Source organism: Nocardia sp. NPDC003726, from assembly GCF_053586955.1.
The window spans coordinates 1-14,010 of the sequence record NZ_JBSFNF010000044.1; the positions used below are offsets into that span (position 1 = coordinate 1).

At 67.8% G+C, this 14,010-nt stretch carries 18 protein-coding genes; 4 read left to right on the forward strand and 14 right to left on the reverse strand.

What is annotated here, in order from left to right:
- From ACWDMM_RS32460 to ACWDMM_RS32470, 3 genes are all read left to right on the forward strand, one after another.
- The coding region (locus ACWDMM_RS32460; RefSeq protein ID WP_449941314.1) for a Scr1 family TA system antitoxin-like transcriptional regulator at nt 1–278 on the forward strand (278 nt) is incomplete at its 5' end.
- Nucleotides 275–493, forward strand: a complete 219-nt coding sequence (locus tag ACWDMM_RS32465; protein ID WP_449941317.1) for a DUF397 domain-containing protein — start codon at nt 275–277, stop codon at nt 491–493. The genes ACWDMM_RS32460 and ACWDMM_RS32465, both read left to right, overlap by 4 nt.
- Before the next feature lie 73 nt (nt 494–566).
- Nucleotides 567–749 carry a DUF397 domain-containing protein gene (locus ACWDMM_RS32470; RefSeq protein WP_449941319.1) on the forward strand — a complete coding sequence of 61 codons (183 nt, stop codon included), beginning with the start codon at nt 567–569 and terminating at the stop codon, nt 747–749.
- A gap of 76 nt (nt 750–825) precedes the next feature.
- Here the strand turns inward: ACWDMM_RS32470 and ACWDMM_RS32475 are convergent, their stop codons facing one another.
- Genes ACWDMM_RS32475 through ACWDMM_RS32520 form a run of 10 tightly spaced genes read right to left on the reverse strand, consistent with a single transcriptional unit; the run spans nt 826 to nt 6,205 of the window.
- Nucleotides 826–1,125, reverse strand: a complete 300-nt coding sequence (locus ACWDMM_RS32475) for a gas vesicle protein K (protein WP_195081959.1) — start codon at nt 1,123–1,125, stop codon at nt 826–828.
- Nucleotides 1,118–1,333 (reverse strand): gas vesicle protein, encoded by a 216-nt coding sequence (locus ACWDMM_RS32480; protein WP_195081958.1) that lies wholly within the window; start codon nt 1,331–1,333, stop codon nt 1,118–1,120. Before ACWDMM_RS32480 ends, ACWDMM_RS32475 begins: the two co-directional genes overlap by 8 nt.
- On the reverse strand, nt 1,330–2,112 hold the full coding sequence (locus ACWDMM_RS32485) for a GvpL/GvpF family gas vesicle protein (RefSeq protein WP_449941321.1): 783 nt from the start codon (nt 2,110–2,112) through the stop codon (nt 1,330–1,332). Before ACWDMM_RS32485 ends, ACWDMM_RS32480 begins: the two co-directional genes overlap by 4 nt.
- Complete coding sequence (locus ACWDMM_RS32490; RefSeq protein ID WP_195081956.1) at nt 2,109–2,492, reverse strand: gas vesicle protein; 384 nt, start codon at nt 2,490–2,492, stop codon at nt 2,109–2,111. Before ACWDMM_RS32490 ends, ACWDMM_RS32485 begins: the two co-directional genes overlap by 4 nt.
- Complete coding sequence (gene gvpO / locus ACWDMM_RS32495) at nt 2,489–2,812, reverse strand: gas vesicle protein GvpO (protein WP_195081955.1); 324 nt, start codon at nt 2,810–2,812, stop codon at nt 2,489–2,491. Before gvpO ends, ACWDMM_RS32490 begins: the two co-directional genes overlap by 4 nt.
- A gap of 28 nt (nt 2,813–2,840) precedes the next feature.
- The gene (locus ACWDMM_RS32500) at nt 2,841–3,074 is read right to left on the reverse strand and encodes a gas vesicle protein GvpG (protein ID WP_195081954.1); all 234 of its coding nucleotides are present in this window, start codon (nt 3,072–3,074) and stop codon (nt 2,841–2,843) included.
- A 4-nt stretch (nt 3,075–3,078) separates the two neighbouring features.
- Nucleotides 3,079–3,840, reverse strand: a complete 762-nt coding sequence (locus ACWDMM_RS32505; RefSeq protein WP_449941325.1) for a GvpL/GvpF family gas vesicle protein — start codon at nt 3,838–3,840, stop codon at nt 3,079–3,081.
- The gene (gene gvpJ, locus ACWDMM_RS32510) at nt 3,840–4,250 is read right to left on the reverse strand and encodes a gas vesicle protein GvpJ (RefSeq protein WP_157112160.1); all 411 of its coding nucleotides are present in this window, start codon (nt 4,248–4,250) and stop codon (nt 3,840–3,842) included. Before gvpJ ends, ACWDMM_RS32505 begins: the two co-directional genes overlap by 1 nt.
- Nucleotides 4,247–5,422 carry an SRPBCC family protein gene (locus tag ACWDMM_RS32515; protein ID WP_449941327.1) on the reverse strand — a complete coding sequence of 392 codons (1,176 nt, stop codon included), beginning with the start codon at nt 5,420–5,422 and terminating at the stop codon, nt 4,247–4,249. Before ACWDMM_RS32515 ends, gvpJ begins: the two co-directional genes overlap by 4 nt.
- 6 nt (nt 5,423–5,428) lie before the next feature.
- The gene (locus tag ACWDMM_RS32520; RefSeq protein WP_195081951.1) at nt 5,429–6,205 is read right to left on the reverse strand and encodes a hypothetical protein; all 777 of its coding nucleotides are present in this window, start codon (nt 6,203–6,205) and stop codon (nt 5,429–5,431) included.
- Between the two features lie 319 nt (nt 6,206–6,524).
- On the opposite strand from ACWDMM_RS32520, the gene ACWDMM_RS32525 reads away from it, so the two are divergent.
- Nucleotides 6,525–6,980: a VOC family protein gene (locus tag ACWDMM_RS32525; protein ID WP_195081950.1), complete on the forward strand. Its 456-nt coding sequence runs from the start codon at nt 6,525–6,527 to the stop codon at nt 6,978–6,980.
- 66 nt (nt 6,981–7,046) lie between these two features.
- Here ACWDMM_RS32525 and narI read toward each other — a convergent pair whose 3' ends face one another.
- From narI to ACWDMM_RS32545, 4 genes are all read right to left on the reverse strand, one after another.
- Nucleotides 7,047–7,805: a respiratory nitrate reductase subunit gamma gene (gene narI / locus ACWDMM_RS32530; RefSeq protein ID WP_195081949.1), complete on the reverse strand. Its 759-nt coding sequence runs from the start codon at nt 7,803–7,805 to the stop codon at nt 7,047–7,049.
- On the reverse strand, nt 7,802–8,482 hold the full coding sequence (gene narJ, locus ACWDMM_RS32535; protein ID WP_357884908.1) for a nitrate reductase molybdenum cofactor assembly chaperone: 681 nt from the start codon (nt 8,480–8,482) through the stop codon (nt 7,802–7,804). Before narJ ends, narI begins: the two co-directional genes overlap by 4 nt.
- Nucleotides 8,479–10,221 carry a nitrate reductase subunit beta gene (gene narH, locus ACWDMM_RS32540; protein WP_449941346.1) on the reverse strand — a complete coding sequence of 581 codons (1,743 nt, stop codon included), beginning with the start codon at nt 10,219–10,221 and terminating at the stop codon, nt 8,479–8,481. The genes narJ and narH overlap by 4 nt, the downstream gene beginning before the upstream one ends.
- A 62-nt stretch (nt 10,222–10,283) precedes the next feature.
- Nucleotides 10,284–13,994: a nitrate reductase subunit alpha gene (locus tag ACWDMM_RS32545; protein ID WP_449941332.1), complete on the reverse strand. Its 3,711-nt coding sequence runs from the start codon at nt 13,992–13,994 to the stop codon at nt 10,284–10,286.
- Nucleotides 13,995–14,010 lie beyond the last annotated feature (16 nt).

Sequence of the window (14,010 nt, forward strand, 5' to 3'; positions counted from 1 at the left end):
CGTTTCGACAACTCATCGACCACGAGTCGAACATCATGCAGCACAGCGGATTCCGGCACAACGTGAACGAATCACAACCACGTAAGACACGGTCTAAGGGTGAGCCAGTGGAGCCTCCGGTGGTCTATTTGGAGAACTTCACCGGCGACATGTACCTCGAGAAGCAGGCCGACGTCGACCGATACCATGAGGCACATCAAGCCATCCGCCGCGCGGCGTTGGACGAGAAGATGAGCAGAGACCTGTTCCGGCAGGTGGCAAGGGAGTTCTCGGCGTGACCGACAAGTACGACGTTGACCTATCCGGAGCGCGCTGGTTCACCAGCACTCGCACATCTGGCGGCAAGGACTGTGTAGAGGTCGCGCACCTGGCAGGCGGCATGGTCGGCGTCCGCGACTCCAAGAACCCGACCGGCCCGGCGTTGGTCTTCGCGCCCGGCGATTGGGACGCCTTCACCGCTGGTGTCGCAGGTGGCGAGTTCGACCGCTCGTAGCCGCGACGCGGGGAAGGCCAGCCGCTCTCGCGCACATCACTATCCGGTTCATTCACCAGCAGGGAGAACGAACGTGCACGTCAACCTGTCGAAAGCGAATTGGTTCAAGAGCAGCCACAGCGGCGGCGGCAAGGAATGCGTCGAGGTCGCCCACCTGGCAGACGGCATGGTCGGTGTCCGCGACTCCAAAAACCTTACCGGCCCAGCGTTGGTCTTCACCCCCGCCGCCTGGGACGCCTTCACCGCGACCCTCTGAGCCTTCAAGATCAACGGCACATGGCTGTTTCATCCGCCGAGAGGACCTCTCGCTCATGTGCCGTTGATCTTGATGTTCAGGGTGGGTCGCGGGGGAGGAGGGTGCCGAGTGGGCCCAGGTCGATGTTGAGGTCTTCGGGGGTGAGGCCGAAGTGGTCGCGTAGTTCTTCCATGCGTTGTTCCAGGAGCATGAGGGTGGTGCCGATGCGTTCGATCTGGGCGTCGGTGAGGTCGCCGGCGTCGACGCGGCGGATCGCTTGACGCTCCATGAGTTGGCGGAGCAGTTCGACCAGGGTGAGGACGAGGCTGACCAAACCGCGCTCTACGGATTCGGGCTCGGTGTCGATACGGGGTGGGATGCCGCCGAATTCAGTCATCGCCGGGGGGCTCCAGCGCGGGATGCGTCGCGGGTCCGAGTGATCCGGACAGGGTGCTGATGGAGGAGATGAGTGCGCGCAGCGAGATCTGGACCAGATCCACGTCGGCGATGGCGAGCTTGATGTCCCCGGTGATCACCACGCCGCCGGCCAGCACCCGATCCAGCAGATCGACCAGCGCGACGCGGCGCTCTTCATCGACCGTCATGCCGGTTCTCGTTCCACACCGGCGAACGAATACGGCGGCCACGGACCGGTGAGTTCGAGGCGGATGCCGGGGAACTCGTCACCGAGCGCCTTGACCGCGGTGGCGAAATCGTCGGTGCGATCGTCGTCCACCAGGTAGGTCCCGTTGAGCACCAACCAATCCCGGCGGCCGCTCAGCGCCGGGTCGGTCAGCGCTTGGCGTCGTCCCGCCGCGGCGTGCCGGAGCAGGCGGTTGTGGATCTGCTCCGCGCGCTGCGCCGCGTCGCGTTCCACGGATTCCTGCGCCGACAGTTGCGCCCGCCGCCGCGCCAGATACGCCGCTCCCGCGCCCTTGCCTTCGCTCGCGGTGCGGGCCTCGGCCACGGCGGTGGTCAGGGCGGCGCGATCGCCGTAGGCCTTCACGCCCCACTCGGTGCGGCCGCTGACCAGCTCCAGCGCGGCGGCGAAGTCGGCTCGCCGTTCGGTCAGCAAATCGCGGACCCGATCGTCACCGAGGAAAACGGTCGCCAGCCGGAGCGGAACGACCGGACCCCGGCGCACCATGGCCGAGACGACGGCGTCGTGCGCGCGGGCCGTCGCTTCCAGCCAATCCAAATCCTCCAGCCGCGCCTTCAGCGGTTGCTCGCCGTACACCTCGAGCGGCACCGAGCCGACGATCGCCGTCAGCCCGTCCACGACTACCGCGCGCACCGGCTCGCCCGCGACGCCGGTCAATCCGCCCAGCTCCTCCGCCTCGCGGCCGGGTGTCACCGCGTACAGCCAGACCCCGAGATCCGTCACGAGCGTTCTTCCCTGGGTTGGCGGCGACGCTCGATGGGTTGCGGTTGCCGCTTCGCGCTCTCGAGTTCGGCGATCCGGTCGCGGAGCTTCTGATTCTCGAGTTCGAGATCGCGATCCTGCCGTTCCAGCGTGCGGGCCTTGCTGTTGAGCCAGGGATCGGTCTCCCACCAGTCGATGCCCACCGCCTTGGCGGTCTCCAAGGACGCGATCACCAACCGCAGTTTGATCGTGAGCAGTTCGATGTCGAGCAGGTTCACCTGTATGTCGCCCGCGATCACCAAGCCCTTGTCGAGCACCCGCTCGAGGATGTCGGCGAGATTCGTCGACGAATGCCCTCCGAGCGGCTGCGGTGCGGACGATCCGCCGGGCGCCACCGTCATGACCGGGCCCCGCCGATGTCGGTACTGCCGCGCCCGTAGCGCCTGGTTCTGCGGTAGGCCAGCATGTTCCCGTCGAGATCGATCTCCACTTCGTAGAGCGCGAGGATGTCCGCCGACGACGGGATACGGCGGTCCTCCAGCACCTCGATCTCCACTACCCAGCCGTCCTCCGTCGGTTCCATCGAGGTGACGCCCTCGACCTGTTTCGATGTCAGGTCCACGAGGTGTCCGACCGCCACCGCGGCGGCTTGCGCCGGAGTGGCGGGAGGCGGCTCGTCCGAGCCCGAATGGACGTCCTCGGAAGTGGTCTTGCGTGCCACACGGATCACTCCTTCCGGCCGGTGGCGGTCACGCCTGCCGACCGGTCATGCGGTCCAGCACCGCCTGCTGCGCTTGTCTGCGTTCCTCTTCCGACAATCGACCGGCGGCCGCGGCCGCATCGATCTCCTCGAGTTCGCGGCGCATGAGGGCGGGATCGTGCATCTTCTGGTCCACCTGGTCCTGGATCAACTCGCCCAGCCAGATCACCCCGCGGACCGGCGCCAACGGCAACGACAGAATCGATGTGACCACGCCGAACATGTCCTCACCCCTCCGGTCCGCGCTTCGCCACGAAGTCGTAGGCCGCCATCGGGCCGAGCAGATTCAGCTCGACCCGGCCGTCCCACTCCTCGCCGAGCTCGCGCAGCGTCTCCTCCAGCTCTTGCTGCCGTTCCAGTTCGACCAGCAGCGCGATGTGCACGGCCTCCTCCTCGTGGGTGGGGTCGCGGTAGTTGACCAACGGCTCGAACCGCTCGAGCGCGTCGACCACCTTGCGGGTGTCCGCGGCGCGCTTGGACTCGATGGCCTGGTTGATCATCTCGCCGAGTGCGATGCGTTCGTTGCGGGTGGCGTCCTCCGGTTTGTCGCGGATCGCGTCGCGTAGCCGGGCGGCTTCGGCGTTCTCCTCGAGCAGTTCCCGGAGGATGGTGTTCTCGACGTAACGGCCTCTGACCACGAACTGCGCGCGGCCCTCCAACTGCTCCAGAGCGGAGCGGAACTCGGCTTCGTTCGCCCCGAGCAATTCGTTCTCCACCGCCTCGGTGTCGGTCATCACCGCGCCGAAGCGCAGCGGCAGCACCGGAGCGACGGCAGCCGAGCCGTCCAGCAGCTCGGCGTGCGCGGTGAGGTCGTCGGGCGTGCCGAGCGGTCGATCGGATTCGAGCCTGCTGATCAACGCGGCGATCTCGCCGTGCCGCACCACTCCCACCTCGCCGGGTGGATCGCCGACGCCGCTGGCATGCGGCTCGGGCTCCACGTCGGCGGGCACGATGCCGTAGACGTATACGGCGGCTTGATCGGTGGTCATCAGCCCTCCCTACGTTTGGGCCTGTTCGCCGTCTGGCGCTTGTCCTGCACGTCGCCGAGGAAGTCCATGACCTTCTCGCCCGCCGCCTCGAGCGCGCCCTGTGTCTTGTGCTTCGCCGCGCCCTGCGTGACGTCGCCGACGATGTCGGTCAAACCCTTCGGTTCGCTGGTGGAGATCTCGAGCCGGTTGACGGCCTCGGCGAAACGGAGATAGGTGTCGACGCTGGCCACCACGACGCGGGCGTCGATGGTCACCAGTTCGATGCCGACCAGCGACACGCGTGCGAACGCGTCGATGACAAGTCCCTTGTCCAAAATCGTGTCGATCACGTCGGCCAGGCTGGAGGAGTTCGGGCGCGCCATCGTGCCCGCTCCGCCACCGCCTCCGCCGCCTGCGGGTTCGATTGTCATGCGTGTGCTCCTCGCTTCTCACGCGACCGGCGGGTCACCGTGCTGCGGCGGGCGGCGGGTCGACGGCGCGGACGCCGCTCTCCGGCTTCCCGGTCCTCGTCTCGCTCGTCCGTCTCTTGCTCGTCGGTCTCGTCTTGCTCTTCCTCGTCCGGTTCCCGATCCGTTTCGTCCTGCTCGCTGTTCTCCTGTTCCTCGCGTCGTGCGGTCTCGTCGTCCTTGACGACCTTGCTTTCGTGGATTTCGCCGTGCCAGCCGACGATGTCGTCACGGTGCAACACCGACTCGGTCATCACGTGCCGCTGGAAGTGCTTCAGTTCCAGGCGGCAGCGGCGGCCGGCCGCGCGCCAGATATTGGCGGTCTTCTCGAAGACTCCCTGGGGGTGGTACTCCAGCACCACGAGGATGCGGGTGTACTCCGGTGCGATCTCGTGGAAGGTGACCGCGCCGTCGATGTAGCCCTTGTGCCCCTTGGAACGCCAGATGATCCGCTCGAACGGCACCTGCTCGAGAATCGTGGATTCCCAGGTGCGCCGGGACCAGAACACCTTGCCGGTCCAGCTGAGCTTCTCGTCGGCGACCTGCTCCACCTGCTCGAGCTTCTTGGTGAACTTCGGGAAATCCGCGAACTGGGTCCACTGGTCGTAGGCCAAGTCGACCGGAACGCCGACATCGATGTGCTCGACGATGTTGGTCAGCTTGATCTTCTTGCCGCCGCCCTTGCCCTTGCCGCCGGTCAGCGATTCCTTCACGTTCTCGAACTGATCGCGCAGCGTGTGGCCGAGCTTGCTCTTGCCCATGCTCATGGCCGCTTGTAACGGCGAGCCGCCTTCACTGAGCTTCTGCACACCCGTCAGCGCCGTCAGCAAGTTCCCCCCGCCGCTGCCCTCGGCGTATTCGTTCAACCTCCCCGCCGTCTTCGACACCTGGTTGCTGAGGCCCGAGACCGCGCGCTCGGCCAGTGTCCCGGCGAGGTTCTGCACCGACTGCTGCAACAGACCGGTCGGCGTGGGCGGTGGCGCCTTCTTCTTGGCGGAGGACCCGGCTTTCCCGGCGGAGGTTCCCGCCTTCTTCGCGGATGCTCCCGCTCCGGAAGCGGCTTTGCTCGCCCGGCTCGCCGTGTCGGCGGCTACCTTGCCGACTCCGGCCGTCGCGTCGCGCAAAATCTTCGCCATTTCCGGTCACCTCCTGGTGCGACGCACGGGGGCTTGACCGGCCTCTGCGCGAGTTCGGCGGCCACGGGTACCGGACGGTTTGCGGTCCGCGGAGTCGGGCGAACGGTCCGCGGCCCGCGAACTCGCTCCGCGCTTCGCGGTGGTGCTCGACCGGCGGGCATGCCCCCGCGCGGCGGGTCGCTCGGTGTCGTCTTCTTCGGCGTCCTGGTCGGAGGCTTCCGCCCCGGGCGCTCGGTCTTCGTCCTCGTCTTCGGGGGCTTGGTCTTCGTCCTCGTACTCGGCTTCGAGCACGTCTTCGGGGGCTTGGTCCTCGTATTCGTCGTCGGGAGCCCGATCCTCGTCCTCGGAAGCCTCGTCCTCGTACTCGGCTTCGAGCTCTTCGTTCTCGTCCTCGGACGCCGGCTCCTCGTACTCGTCCGACTCCTGGTCGTACTCGCCCTCGTCGGAATCCGTCGCCCGCGAGCCGCCCCGATCCTGGTCCGCCAGGAGCGTCGCCCCCTGCTGCAACCGGTTGCTGAGCGCGTCGATGCGATTGCTCGCCGCGGTGACCGCTGCCGCGCGCGCCGCGCCGAGCAGTTCGTCACGCACGGTGTCGGTGATCCGGGTCAACTCCGGCGTCGATTTGAGCAACTCGGTCCCGCGCCCGATCAGATCCCCCGGCCCTCCTGCGGAGCGCCGGGCCATCGCGGCGCCCGCCAGCGACAACGCGAAGCGCATCTTGCGGGTGCGGCCCAGCAGGTAACCGATGCCGACCCCTAACGCAATTCTTCCTCCGCCTTTCATCACTCACTCCTTGCTCGCCTCGACTGCCACCGCACCGGCGAAGCCGGGGCGTCGAGACTTGACGTCCCCAGAAGTGGGGTAGACCACATTCCGGCGGCCAAACTTCAGCGTATGCCTGGTTACCGATGAGGTCGATGTCTTTGCCTGCGAAAACTGGTGATCAGATGGGTCTGTCGAGGCTGGTCAGCGACCACTTGGCAGAGAGCAGTGGACACTGCCGGAAAAATAATTCGGGAATCTTCGCGAACTATGTCGAAGGCGAGCGGGCGGCTCCGACCGGTAGGTGACAGCAAGTCACACCACAGCACAGGAGCACATCATGTCCGTCAACACGTTCCTCTGGTTCGACAACGCCGCCGAGGAAGCCGCCGCCATGTACGCCGCGGTGATCCCGAACTCGCGGGTGGTCGAGGTCTCCCGCGATTCCGACGGTTCGGCGTTCATCGTCTCGCTGGACCTGGACGGTCAGGCGGTCACGCTGATGAACGGCGGACCGGATCACCCGCACACCGATGCCGCGTCGCTGCAAGTGGTCGTGGACACCCAGGACGAGGTCGACCGACTGTGGGACGCGCTCACCGCGGACGGCGGCGAGCCCGGCCCGTGCGGCTGGCTGAAGGACCGCTACGGCCTGTCCTGGCAGGTGGTGCCCTCGGCGCTGCCGAAGCTGATGGGCGGTGACGATCCGGCCAAGACCATCGCGGTCGGCACCGCCTTGCGGTCGATGTCCAAGCTCGATGTCGCGGCGCTCCAGAACGCCTACGACAACGCCTGATCACGCGCCGCGAACGCCGAAGACCCCGCCGGGACGCCGTTGTCCGGGCGGGGTCTCGCGGCGTCGTCAGCGCCAGTGTTCGGGCGTCACGGGGGCGTCCCACGCACGGGCGTAGCGGCGCTTGTCCGGAGCGTTGTATTCCTTGCTGCGGTAGACCACATACGGCCGCACCAGGTAGCCGACCGGTGCGCTGAACATGTGCACCAGCCGGGTGTAGGGCCACAGCCCGATCAGGGCGAGCACCACCAGCCCGTGCAGCTGGAAGGTCCACGGGGTGTCCACCATCAGCTCCGGTCGCGGGCTGAGCGTGAACAGACTGCGGAACCACGGCGACACCGTCTCGCGGTAGTTGTAGGTGCCCCACAGCAGATTGCTGCCCCAGGTGTTGAGCAGACCGGTGATCAGCGCCGCGGCCAGCAGCGCGTACATCAGCTTGTCGTTGCCCGTGGTCGCCTTGCGGACGGCGGGAACGGTGAAGCGACGGTAGAGCAGGATGCCGACGCCGGCCAGCACGGCCAGACCGGCCACCGAGCCGGCCCCGACGGCGATCACGTGGTAGACGTGCTCGGAAATGCCGATCGCCGAGGTCCACGATTCCGGGATCAGCACGCCGAGCACGTGCCCGCCGAACACCCCGACCATGCCGAAGTGGAACAGCGGGCTGCCCAGCCGCAGCAGGCGGCTCTCGTAGATCTGCGAGGAGCGGGTGGTCCAGCCGAACTGGTCGTTGCGGTAGCGCCACAGGTGCCCGAGCAGGAACGAGGTGAACGCGACGTACGGCAGGATCAGCCACAGCGAGACGGGCAGATGCGGCGTTGCGTTCATCGTCGGCCTTCCGATCCGTCGAACAGGGAGGGGTCCATCGCGAAAGGTTCCAGCCCGACTTCCTCTTCGGGCGGGCCCTGGGCGGCGAGTTCGGCGATGCGCCTGCGGTCGGCGGTGGTCGGCGGCGGCAACGTCGCCCCGATCGCCGCCAGCACGCCCGCGTAGGGAGAGTTGTTGTCCGACAAGGAGAGTCGCAGCAGTTCCAGCACCGGAACGTGCTCGCCGAGCAGCCGTTCGCCGCCGATCGGGTCGACGGTCGCGGCGAACTCCAGCAGCACCGGCAGGTGATCGGGCAGCTCTTCGTCCCCGAGTTCCACACCGGCGTGCCGGTAGGCGTGCTTGAACCGCAGCAGCGCCATGCCGCGCTTGCGGGTGTCGCCGTAGGCGTAGAAGGTCAGGTGCAGGCTGGCGCGGCGGCGCATGTCGAAGGTGGCGACGTAGGCGGCCGCGAGTTCCAGCGGCGGGGTGGTCCGCAGGTAGTCGAGGCATTCGTCCAGGTGCGCGCGCACCTCGTCGGGCAAACCTTCCGCGGCGCTGGTCAACTGGCCGATCATGGCCAGCGTCTGCTCGGTCGGATAGTCCAGCAGCAATGCGGCGATGCGCCACACCAGCTGGCGGTCGCGCTGGGCGAGTTCGACCACCGCTTCCGGGCGGCGGCGCAACTTCAGCAGGCTCATCGCCCCGCTCCGCTCGGCGCGGAGGCCGGGTCACCCGCGACGCTGCCCGCACCGTGCCCGTTGCCTGCGACCCCGTTGCCCGCGCCGTTCGCGTGTCCGTTACCCGCGTGCCCGTTGCTCGTGCCGTCGGCGTGCCCGTTGCCGTTCGCGGCGCCATTGCTCGGCACCAGGCCATCGGTGCTCTTGCCGTCCCAGTTCAACAGGTTGATCCGGCCCGACTTCTGCTCCGGCGCGGCGCCGTTGGTGTCGGTGAGGCGGAACTTCTCCACCATCTGGTCGAACGCCGTCATGCCGGGACCGCCGTCGGTGTCCAGGCTGCACCCGGTGGCCAGCGAGTCCAGTTCGTGCGCGCGAGCTCCCGCACCCGTCGGAATGACGTAGCGATGCTCGTACTTGGCGATGGCCAGCAGCCGGTACATCGCCTCGATCTCTTCCGGCTCCAGCCGCACCGACGGCGCGATGGAAGGGTCCGGTTCCTCGCCGAGATTCACCGACCGCATGAAGGAGCGCATGGCCGCGAGGCGTTGCAACGACGCTCGCACCGGCCCCACGTCGCCCGCGGTGAACAACTCGGCCAGGTACTCCACCGGAATGCGCAGCGCGTCGATGGCGCCGAACAGATTCGACACGTTCTCGCCGTCGTGACCGGTCTCGCTGAGCACGTCCACCACCGGCGACAGCGGCGGCACGTACCAGACCATCGGCATGGTGCGGTACTCCGGATGCAGCGGCAGCGCGATCTGGTAGTCCACGATCAGCTTGTAGACCGGCGAATCCTGCGCCGCCTGAATCCATTCCGGCGAGATGCCGGCCCGTTCCGCCTCCGCGATCACGCGGGGGTCATGGGGATTGAGGAACACCCCCAACTGCGACGGGTAGAGATCCTTGTCGTCGGTGACCGAGGCGGCCTCGAGCACGGCGTCGGCGTCGTAGAGCATGACGCCGATGTAGCGCAGCCGCCCGACGCAGGTCTCCGAGCACACCGTCGGAATGCCGACCTCCACGCGCGGGTAGCAGAAGGTGCACTTCTCCGCTTTGCCCGTCTTGTGGTTGAAGTAGATCTTCTTGTACGGGCAGCCCGACACGCACTGCCGCCAGCCGCGGCACTTGTCCTGATCCACCAGCACGATGCCGTCCTCGGCGCGCTTGTAGATCGCGCCGGACGGGCAGGAGGCCGCGCAGGAGGGATTCAGGCAGTGCTCGCAGATGCGCGGCAGGTAGAACATGAAGGTCTCTTCGAACTCCAGTTTCACCTGCTCCGACAGCTTCGCCAGCAGCGGGTCCCTGCCGACCTGCTCGGGGCCGGAGCCGAGGTCGTCGTCCCAGTTCGCGCCCCAGGTGACCTTCGTGTCCTCGCCGGTGATCAGCGATTTGGGCCGCGCGACCGGCGTGGTGTCCACCGGCGGGGAGGACAGCAGGTTGTCGTAGTCGTAGCTCCACGGCTCGTAGTAGTCCTCTACCGTGGGCAGATCCGGGTTGGCGAAGATGTTCAGCAGCCGCTTCAGCCGGGACCCGGACTTCAGGGTCAGCTTGCCGCGCTTGTTCAGCGTCCAGCCGCCCTTCCACTTCTCCTGGTCCTGGTACTGCCGCGGATACCCCTGCCCGGGGCGGGTTTCCACGTTGTTGAACCAGACGTACTCGGTGCCGCCGCGATTGGTCCACGCCTGCTTGCAGGTGACCGAGCAGGTGTGGCAGCCGATGCACTTGTCCAGGTTCATCACCATGGCCAGCTGTGCCATGACGCGCATGTCAGTACCGCTTTCTCGCGTCGGTGGATGGTGCCGTGCCGCCGTCGCCCATGTCAGTACTCCACTTCCTGCGAGCGCCTGCGAATCGTGGTCACCTCGTCGCGTTGGTTTCCGGTGGGGCCGTGGTAGTTCAGCGCGAAGGACTGCTGGGCGTAGCCGCCGATGAGATGCGAGGGCTTGATCATGATGCGGGTGAGCGCGTTGTGGATGCCGCCGCGCTTGCCCCGGCCCTTGGTGTCCTCGCCGAGGCCCTCGATGCGCGGCACGTCCACCGCGCGGTCCTGGGCGTGGTACATGAACACGGTGCCCTCGGGCATCCGGTGGCTGACGATGGCGCGGGCGACCACGATGCCGTTGCGGTTGATCGCCTCGATCCAGTCGTTGTCGGCCACGCCGATCTTCGCCGCGTCACGATCGGACATCCAGATCGTCTGCCCGCCGCGCGAGAGCGTCAGCATGTGCAGGTTGTCCTGGTAGGCCGAGTGGATCGACCACTTCGAGTGCGGCGTCAGGTAGCGCACCGTGACGCCCTGCTCGCCGACCGCGCCGATCGACGGCTCGCGGAACAGCGCGGTCATGTCCAGCGGCGGCCGGAAGATCGGCAGCTGCTCGCCGAGTTCGATCATCCAGTCGTGATCGAGGTAGAAGTGCTGCCGCCCGGTGAGCGTGTGCCACGGCTTGAGCCGCTCGGTGTTGATGGTGAACGGCGAGTACCTGCGTCCGCCGGTCTCGCTGCCCGACCACTCCGGCGAGGTGATCACCGGCACCGGACGCGCCTGCGTGTCGGCGAAGGTGATCCGTTTGCCCTCGTGCTCGGCGGCCAGATCGGCCAGTTTCGTTCCGGTGCGGCGTTCCAGCGCGTGGAAGCCCTCCACCGCGAGGCGGCCGTTCGTGGTGCCCGACAGCGCGAGGATCGCCTCGGCCGCGTGCGTGTCCTTGGCCAGCGAAGGGCGGCCCTGCGCGACGCCGGACACCACCGTGCCGTTCACCCCGGCGAGGTACTCGACCTCCTGGTCGGGGTAGGTGGTGACGCCCTTGGTGGTGACGCCGAGCGTGTCGACCAGCGGCCCGAGCGCGGCCATCTTCTCCGCGATCTTCGGGTAGTCGCGTTCGACCACCACCAGCTTCGGCATGGTCTTGCCCGGAATCGGCTCGCATTCACCGGCTTTCCAGTCCAGCACGCGCCCGCCCGCCTGCGCCGTCGCGTCCGGCGAGTCGTGCTGCAACGGCACGGCGACGATGTCCTTGCGCTTGCCCAAGTGCTTCTCGGCCATCCAGGAGAAGCCGCGCGCGATGCGGTGGAAGGCGTCGAAGTCGGTCTTGGCCTCCCATGGCGGCGAGATGGCCGGGGAGAAGGCGTGCACGAACGGGTGCATGTCGGTGGAGGACAGGTCGTGCTTCTCGTACCAGGTGGCGGCGGGCAGCACGATGTCGGAGAACAGCGTGGTGCTGGTCATCCGGAAGTCCAGCGACAGCAGCAGATCCAGCTTGCCGGTGGCGGCGGTGTCGCGCCAGTTCAGCTCCTGCGGCCGCACGCCGGCGGCCTCGGCGGCCTGCAGGTTGGAGTCGGCGCCCAGCAGGTGGCGCTGGAAGTACTCGTTGCCCTTGCCGGAGGAGCCCAGCAGGTTCGCCCGCCACACGGTCAGGCAGCGGGGGAAGTTCTCCGGCGCGTCCGGGTCCTCGCAGGCGAACCTCAGCTCGCCGGACTTCAGCACGTCCACCACGTGCTCCGGCGCGGTCTTGCCCGCGGCCTCGGCCTCGTCCACCAGGTCGAGCGGGTTGCGGTCGAAGGTGGGGTAGCTCGGCATCCAGCCCAGCCTGCTGGCCAGCGCGATGTTGTCGGCGGCCGTGCGTCCGGCGAACTTGCCGGTGCCCAGCGGCGAGGCGAACGACTCGGCGGTGAACGGGTCGTAGCGCCACTGGTCGTTGGTCAGGTACCAGAACACGGTGCCCTGCATCTGCCGCGGCGGGCGCTGCCAGTCCAGGCCGAAGGCCAAGGTGGACCAGCCGGTGACGGGGCGGCATTTCTCCTGTCCGACGTAATGCGCCCAGCCGCCGCCGTTCACGCCCTGACAGCCGGTCAGCAACGTGAGCGTGAAGAACGCGCGGTAGATCTGGTCGGAGTGGAACCAGTGGTTGGTGCCCGCGCCCATCAGGATCATCGAGCGGCCGCCGGACCGATCGGCGTTGTCGGCGAATTCCCGTGCGATGCGCTGCGCCTGCACGGCGGGCACGCCGGTGATGGCCTCCTGCCAGGCCGGGGTGTAGGGCTCGGCCGCGTCGTCGTAGCCGCTGGGCCAGGTGCCGGGCAGCCCGTCACGGCCGACGCCGTACTGGGCCAGCAGCAGATCGAAGACGGTGGTGACGCGCCTGCCCGCGACGGTCGCGGTCGGCACGCCGCGCACGAGCACACCGGGAACGTCGCTGTCGAAGCGGGGAATCTGTACAGCCGCAGCGTCGTCGGTGCGGCCGTACAGACTCAGGAGGGGATCGACGTCCCCGAGATCGAGGTTCCAGCGCCCGGCTGTCGCATCGCCGAACCGATGTCCGAGCGACCCGTTCGGCACCACCGGCTGCGCCTGCGCGTCCAGCAGCACCGTCTGGAACTCGACGCCCTCGCCGGTGCGGCCGAGGTCGGCGGCGGTAAGGAACTTGCCCGGCACGAACGCTCCGTCGCGCTCGTCCAGCGTGATGAGGTACGGCAGATCGGTGTAGCGCTTGATGTAGTCGAGGAACCGCGGCGTCGACTTCTCGACGAAGAATTCCTTCAGCACCACGTGGCCCATCGCCATGGCCAGCGCGGCGTCGGTGCCGGGACGCGCGGGCACCCACTCGTCGGCGAACTTGGTGTTGTCGGCGTAGTCGGGGGAGACCACGACGACCTTCTGGCCCCGGTAGCGGGCCTCGGTCATGTAGTGCGCGTCCGGCGTTCGGGTGACCGGCACGTTCGAGCCCCACATGATCAGGTAGCCCGCGTCGAACCAGTCCGCGGACTCCGGCACGTCGGTCTGGTCGCCGAACACCTGCGGCGAGGCCACCGGCAGGTCGGCGTACCAGTCGTAGAACGACAGCATGGAGCCGCCGAGCAGCGAGATGAAGCGGGCGCCGACGGCGTGGCTGACCATCGACATGGCCGGGATCGGCGAGAACCCGGCCACCCGGTCGGGGCCGTACTGCTTGATCGTGTAAACGTGTGCGGCGGCGGCGATCTCGGCCGCTTCCCACCATTCGGCGCGGACGAAGCCGCCCTTGCCGCGCGCGGCCTTGTAGCTGCGCGCCTTCTCGGCGTCTTCGACGATCTCGCCCCAGGCCAGCACCGGGTCCTTGAGCCGGGACTTGGCCTCGCGGTACAGCTCCAGCAGCGTGCCGCGCACGTACGGGTAACGCACCCGGGCGGGCGAGTAGGTGTACCAGGAGAACGACGCGCCGCGCGGGCAGCCGCGCGGCTCGTACTCCGGCTTGTCCGAGCCCACCGAGGGGTAGTCGGTCTGCTGCGATTCCCAGGTGATCACGCCGTCTTTGACGTAGATCTTCCACGAACAGGATCCGGTGCAGTTCACGCCGTGCGTGGAGCGCACCACCTTGTCGTGCGACCAGCGATCCCGGTAGAACTCGTCGGCGCTGCGCCCGCCGACCTTGTGCAGCGTCCGCTGATCGGACGACACCTCGCCCCGGTGGAAATATTTCCCCAGCCGCAGGAGCGCGTCCCCGGCGTCGGTGGCCGGGCCGGAGGGTGTACGACCCTGGGCACGCGAATTAACCACGAGGTCCCCTTCGAGC

What these genes read in the sequence shown, in the direction of transcription:
- ACWDMM_RS32475 (WP_195081959.1), bottom strand. Translation starts at nt 1,125, where the DNA reads ATGACTGAATTCGGCGGCATCCCACCCCGTATCGACACCGAGCCCGAA.
- ACWDMM_RS32480 (WP_195081958.1), bottom strand. Translation starts at nt 1,333, where the DNA reads ATGACGGTCGATGAAGAGCGCCGCGTCGCGCTGGTCGATCTGCTGGAT.
- ACWDMM_RS32490 (WP_195081956.1), bottom strand. Translation starts at nt 2,492, where the DNA reads ATGACGGTGGCGCCCGGCGGATCGTCCGCACCGCAGCCGCTCGGAGGG.
- ACWDMM_RS32500 (WP_195081954.1), bottom strand. Translation starts at nt 3,074, where the DNA reads ATGTTCGGCGTGGTCACATCGATTCTGTCGTTGCCGTTGGCGCCGGTC.
- ACWDMM_RS32505 (WP_449941325.1), bottom strand. Translation starts at nt 3,840, where the DNA reads ATGACCACCGATCAAGCCGCCGTATACGTCTACGGCATCGTGCCCGCC.
- gvpJ (WP_157112160.1), bottom strand. Translation starts at nt 4,250, where the DNA reads ATGACAATCGAACCCGCAGGCGGCGGAGGCGGTGGCGGAGCGGGCACG.
- ACWDMM_RS32515 (WP_449941327.1), bottom strand. Translation starts at nt 5,422, where the DNA reads ATGGCGAAGATTTTGCGCGACGCGACGGCCGGAGTCGGCAAGGTAGCC.
- ACWDMM_RS32520 (WP_195081951.1), bottom strand. Translation starts at nt 6,205, where the DNA reads ATGAAAGGCGGAGGAAGAATTGCGTTAGGGGTCGGCATCGGTTACCTG.
- ACWDMM_RS32525 (WP_195081950.1), top strand. Translation starts at nt 6,525, where the DNA reads ATGTCCGTCAACACGTTCCTCTGGTTCGACAACGCCGCCGAGGAAGCC.
- narI (WP_195081949.1), bottom strand. Translation starts at nt 7,805, where the DNA reads ATGAACGCAACGCCGCATCTGCCCGTCTCGCTGTGGCTGATCCTGCCG.
- narJ (WP_357884908.1), bottom strand. Translation starts at nt 8,482, where the DNA reads ATGAGCCTGCTGAAGTTGCGCCGCCGCCCGGAAGCGGTGGTCGAACTC.
- narH (WP_449941346.1), bottom strand. Translation starts at nt 10,221, where the DNA reads ATGGCACAGCTGGCCATGGTGATGAACCTGGACAAGTGCATCGGCTGC.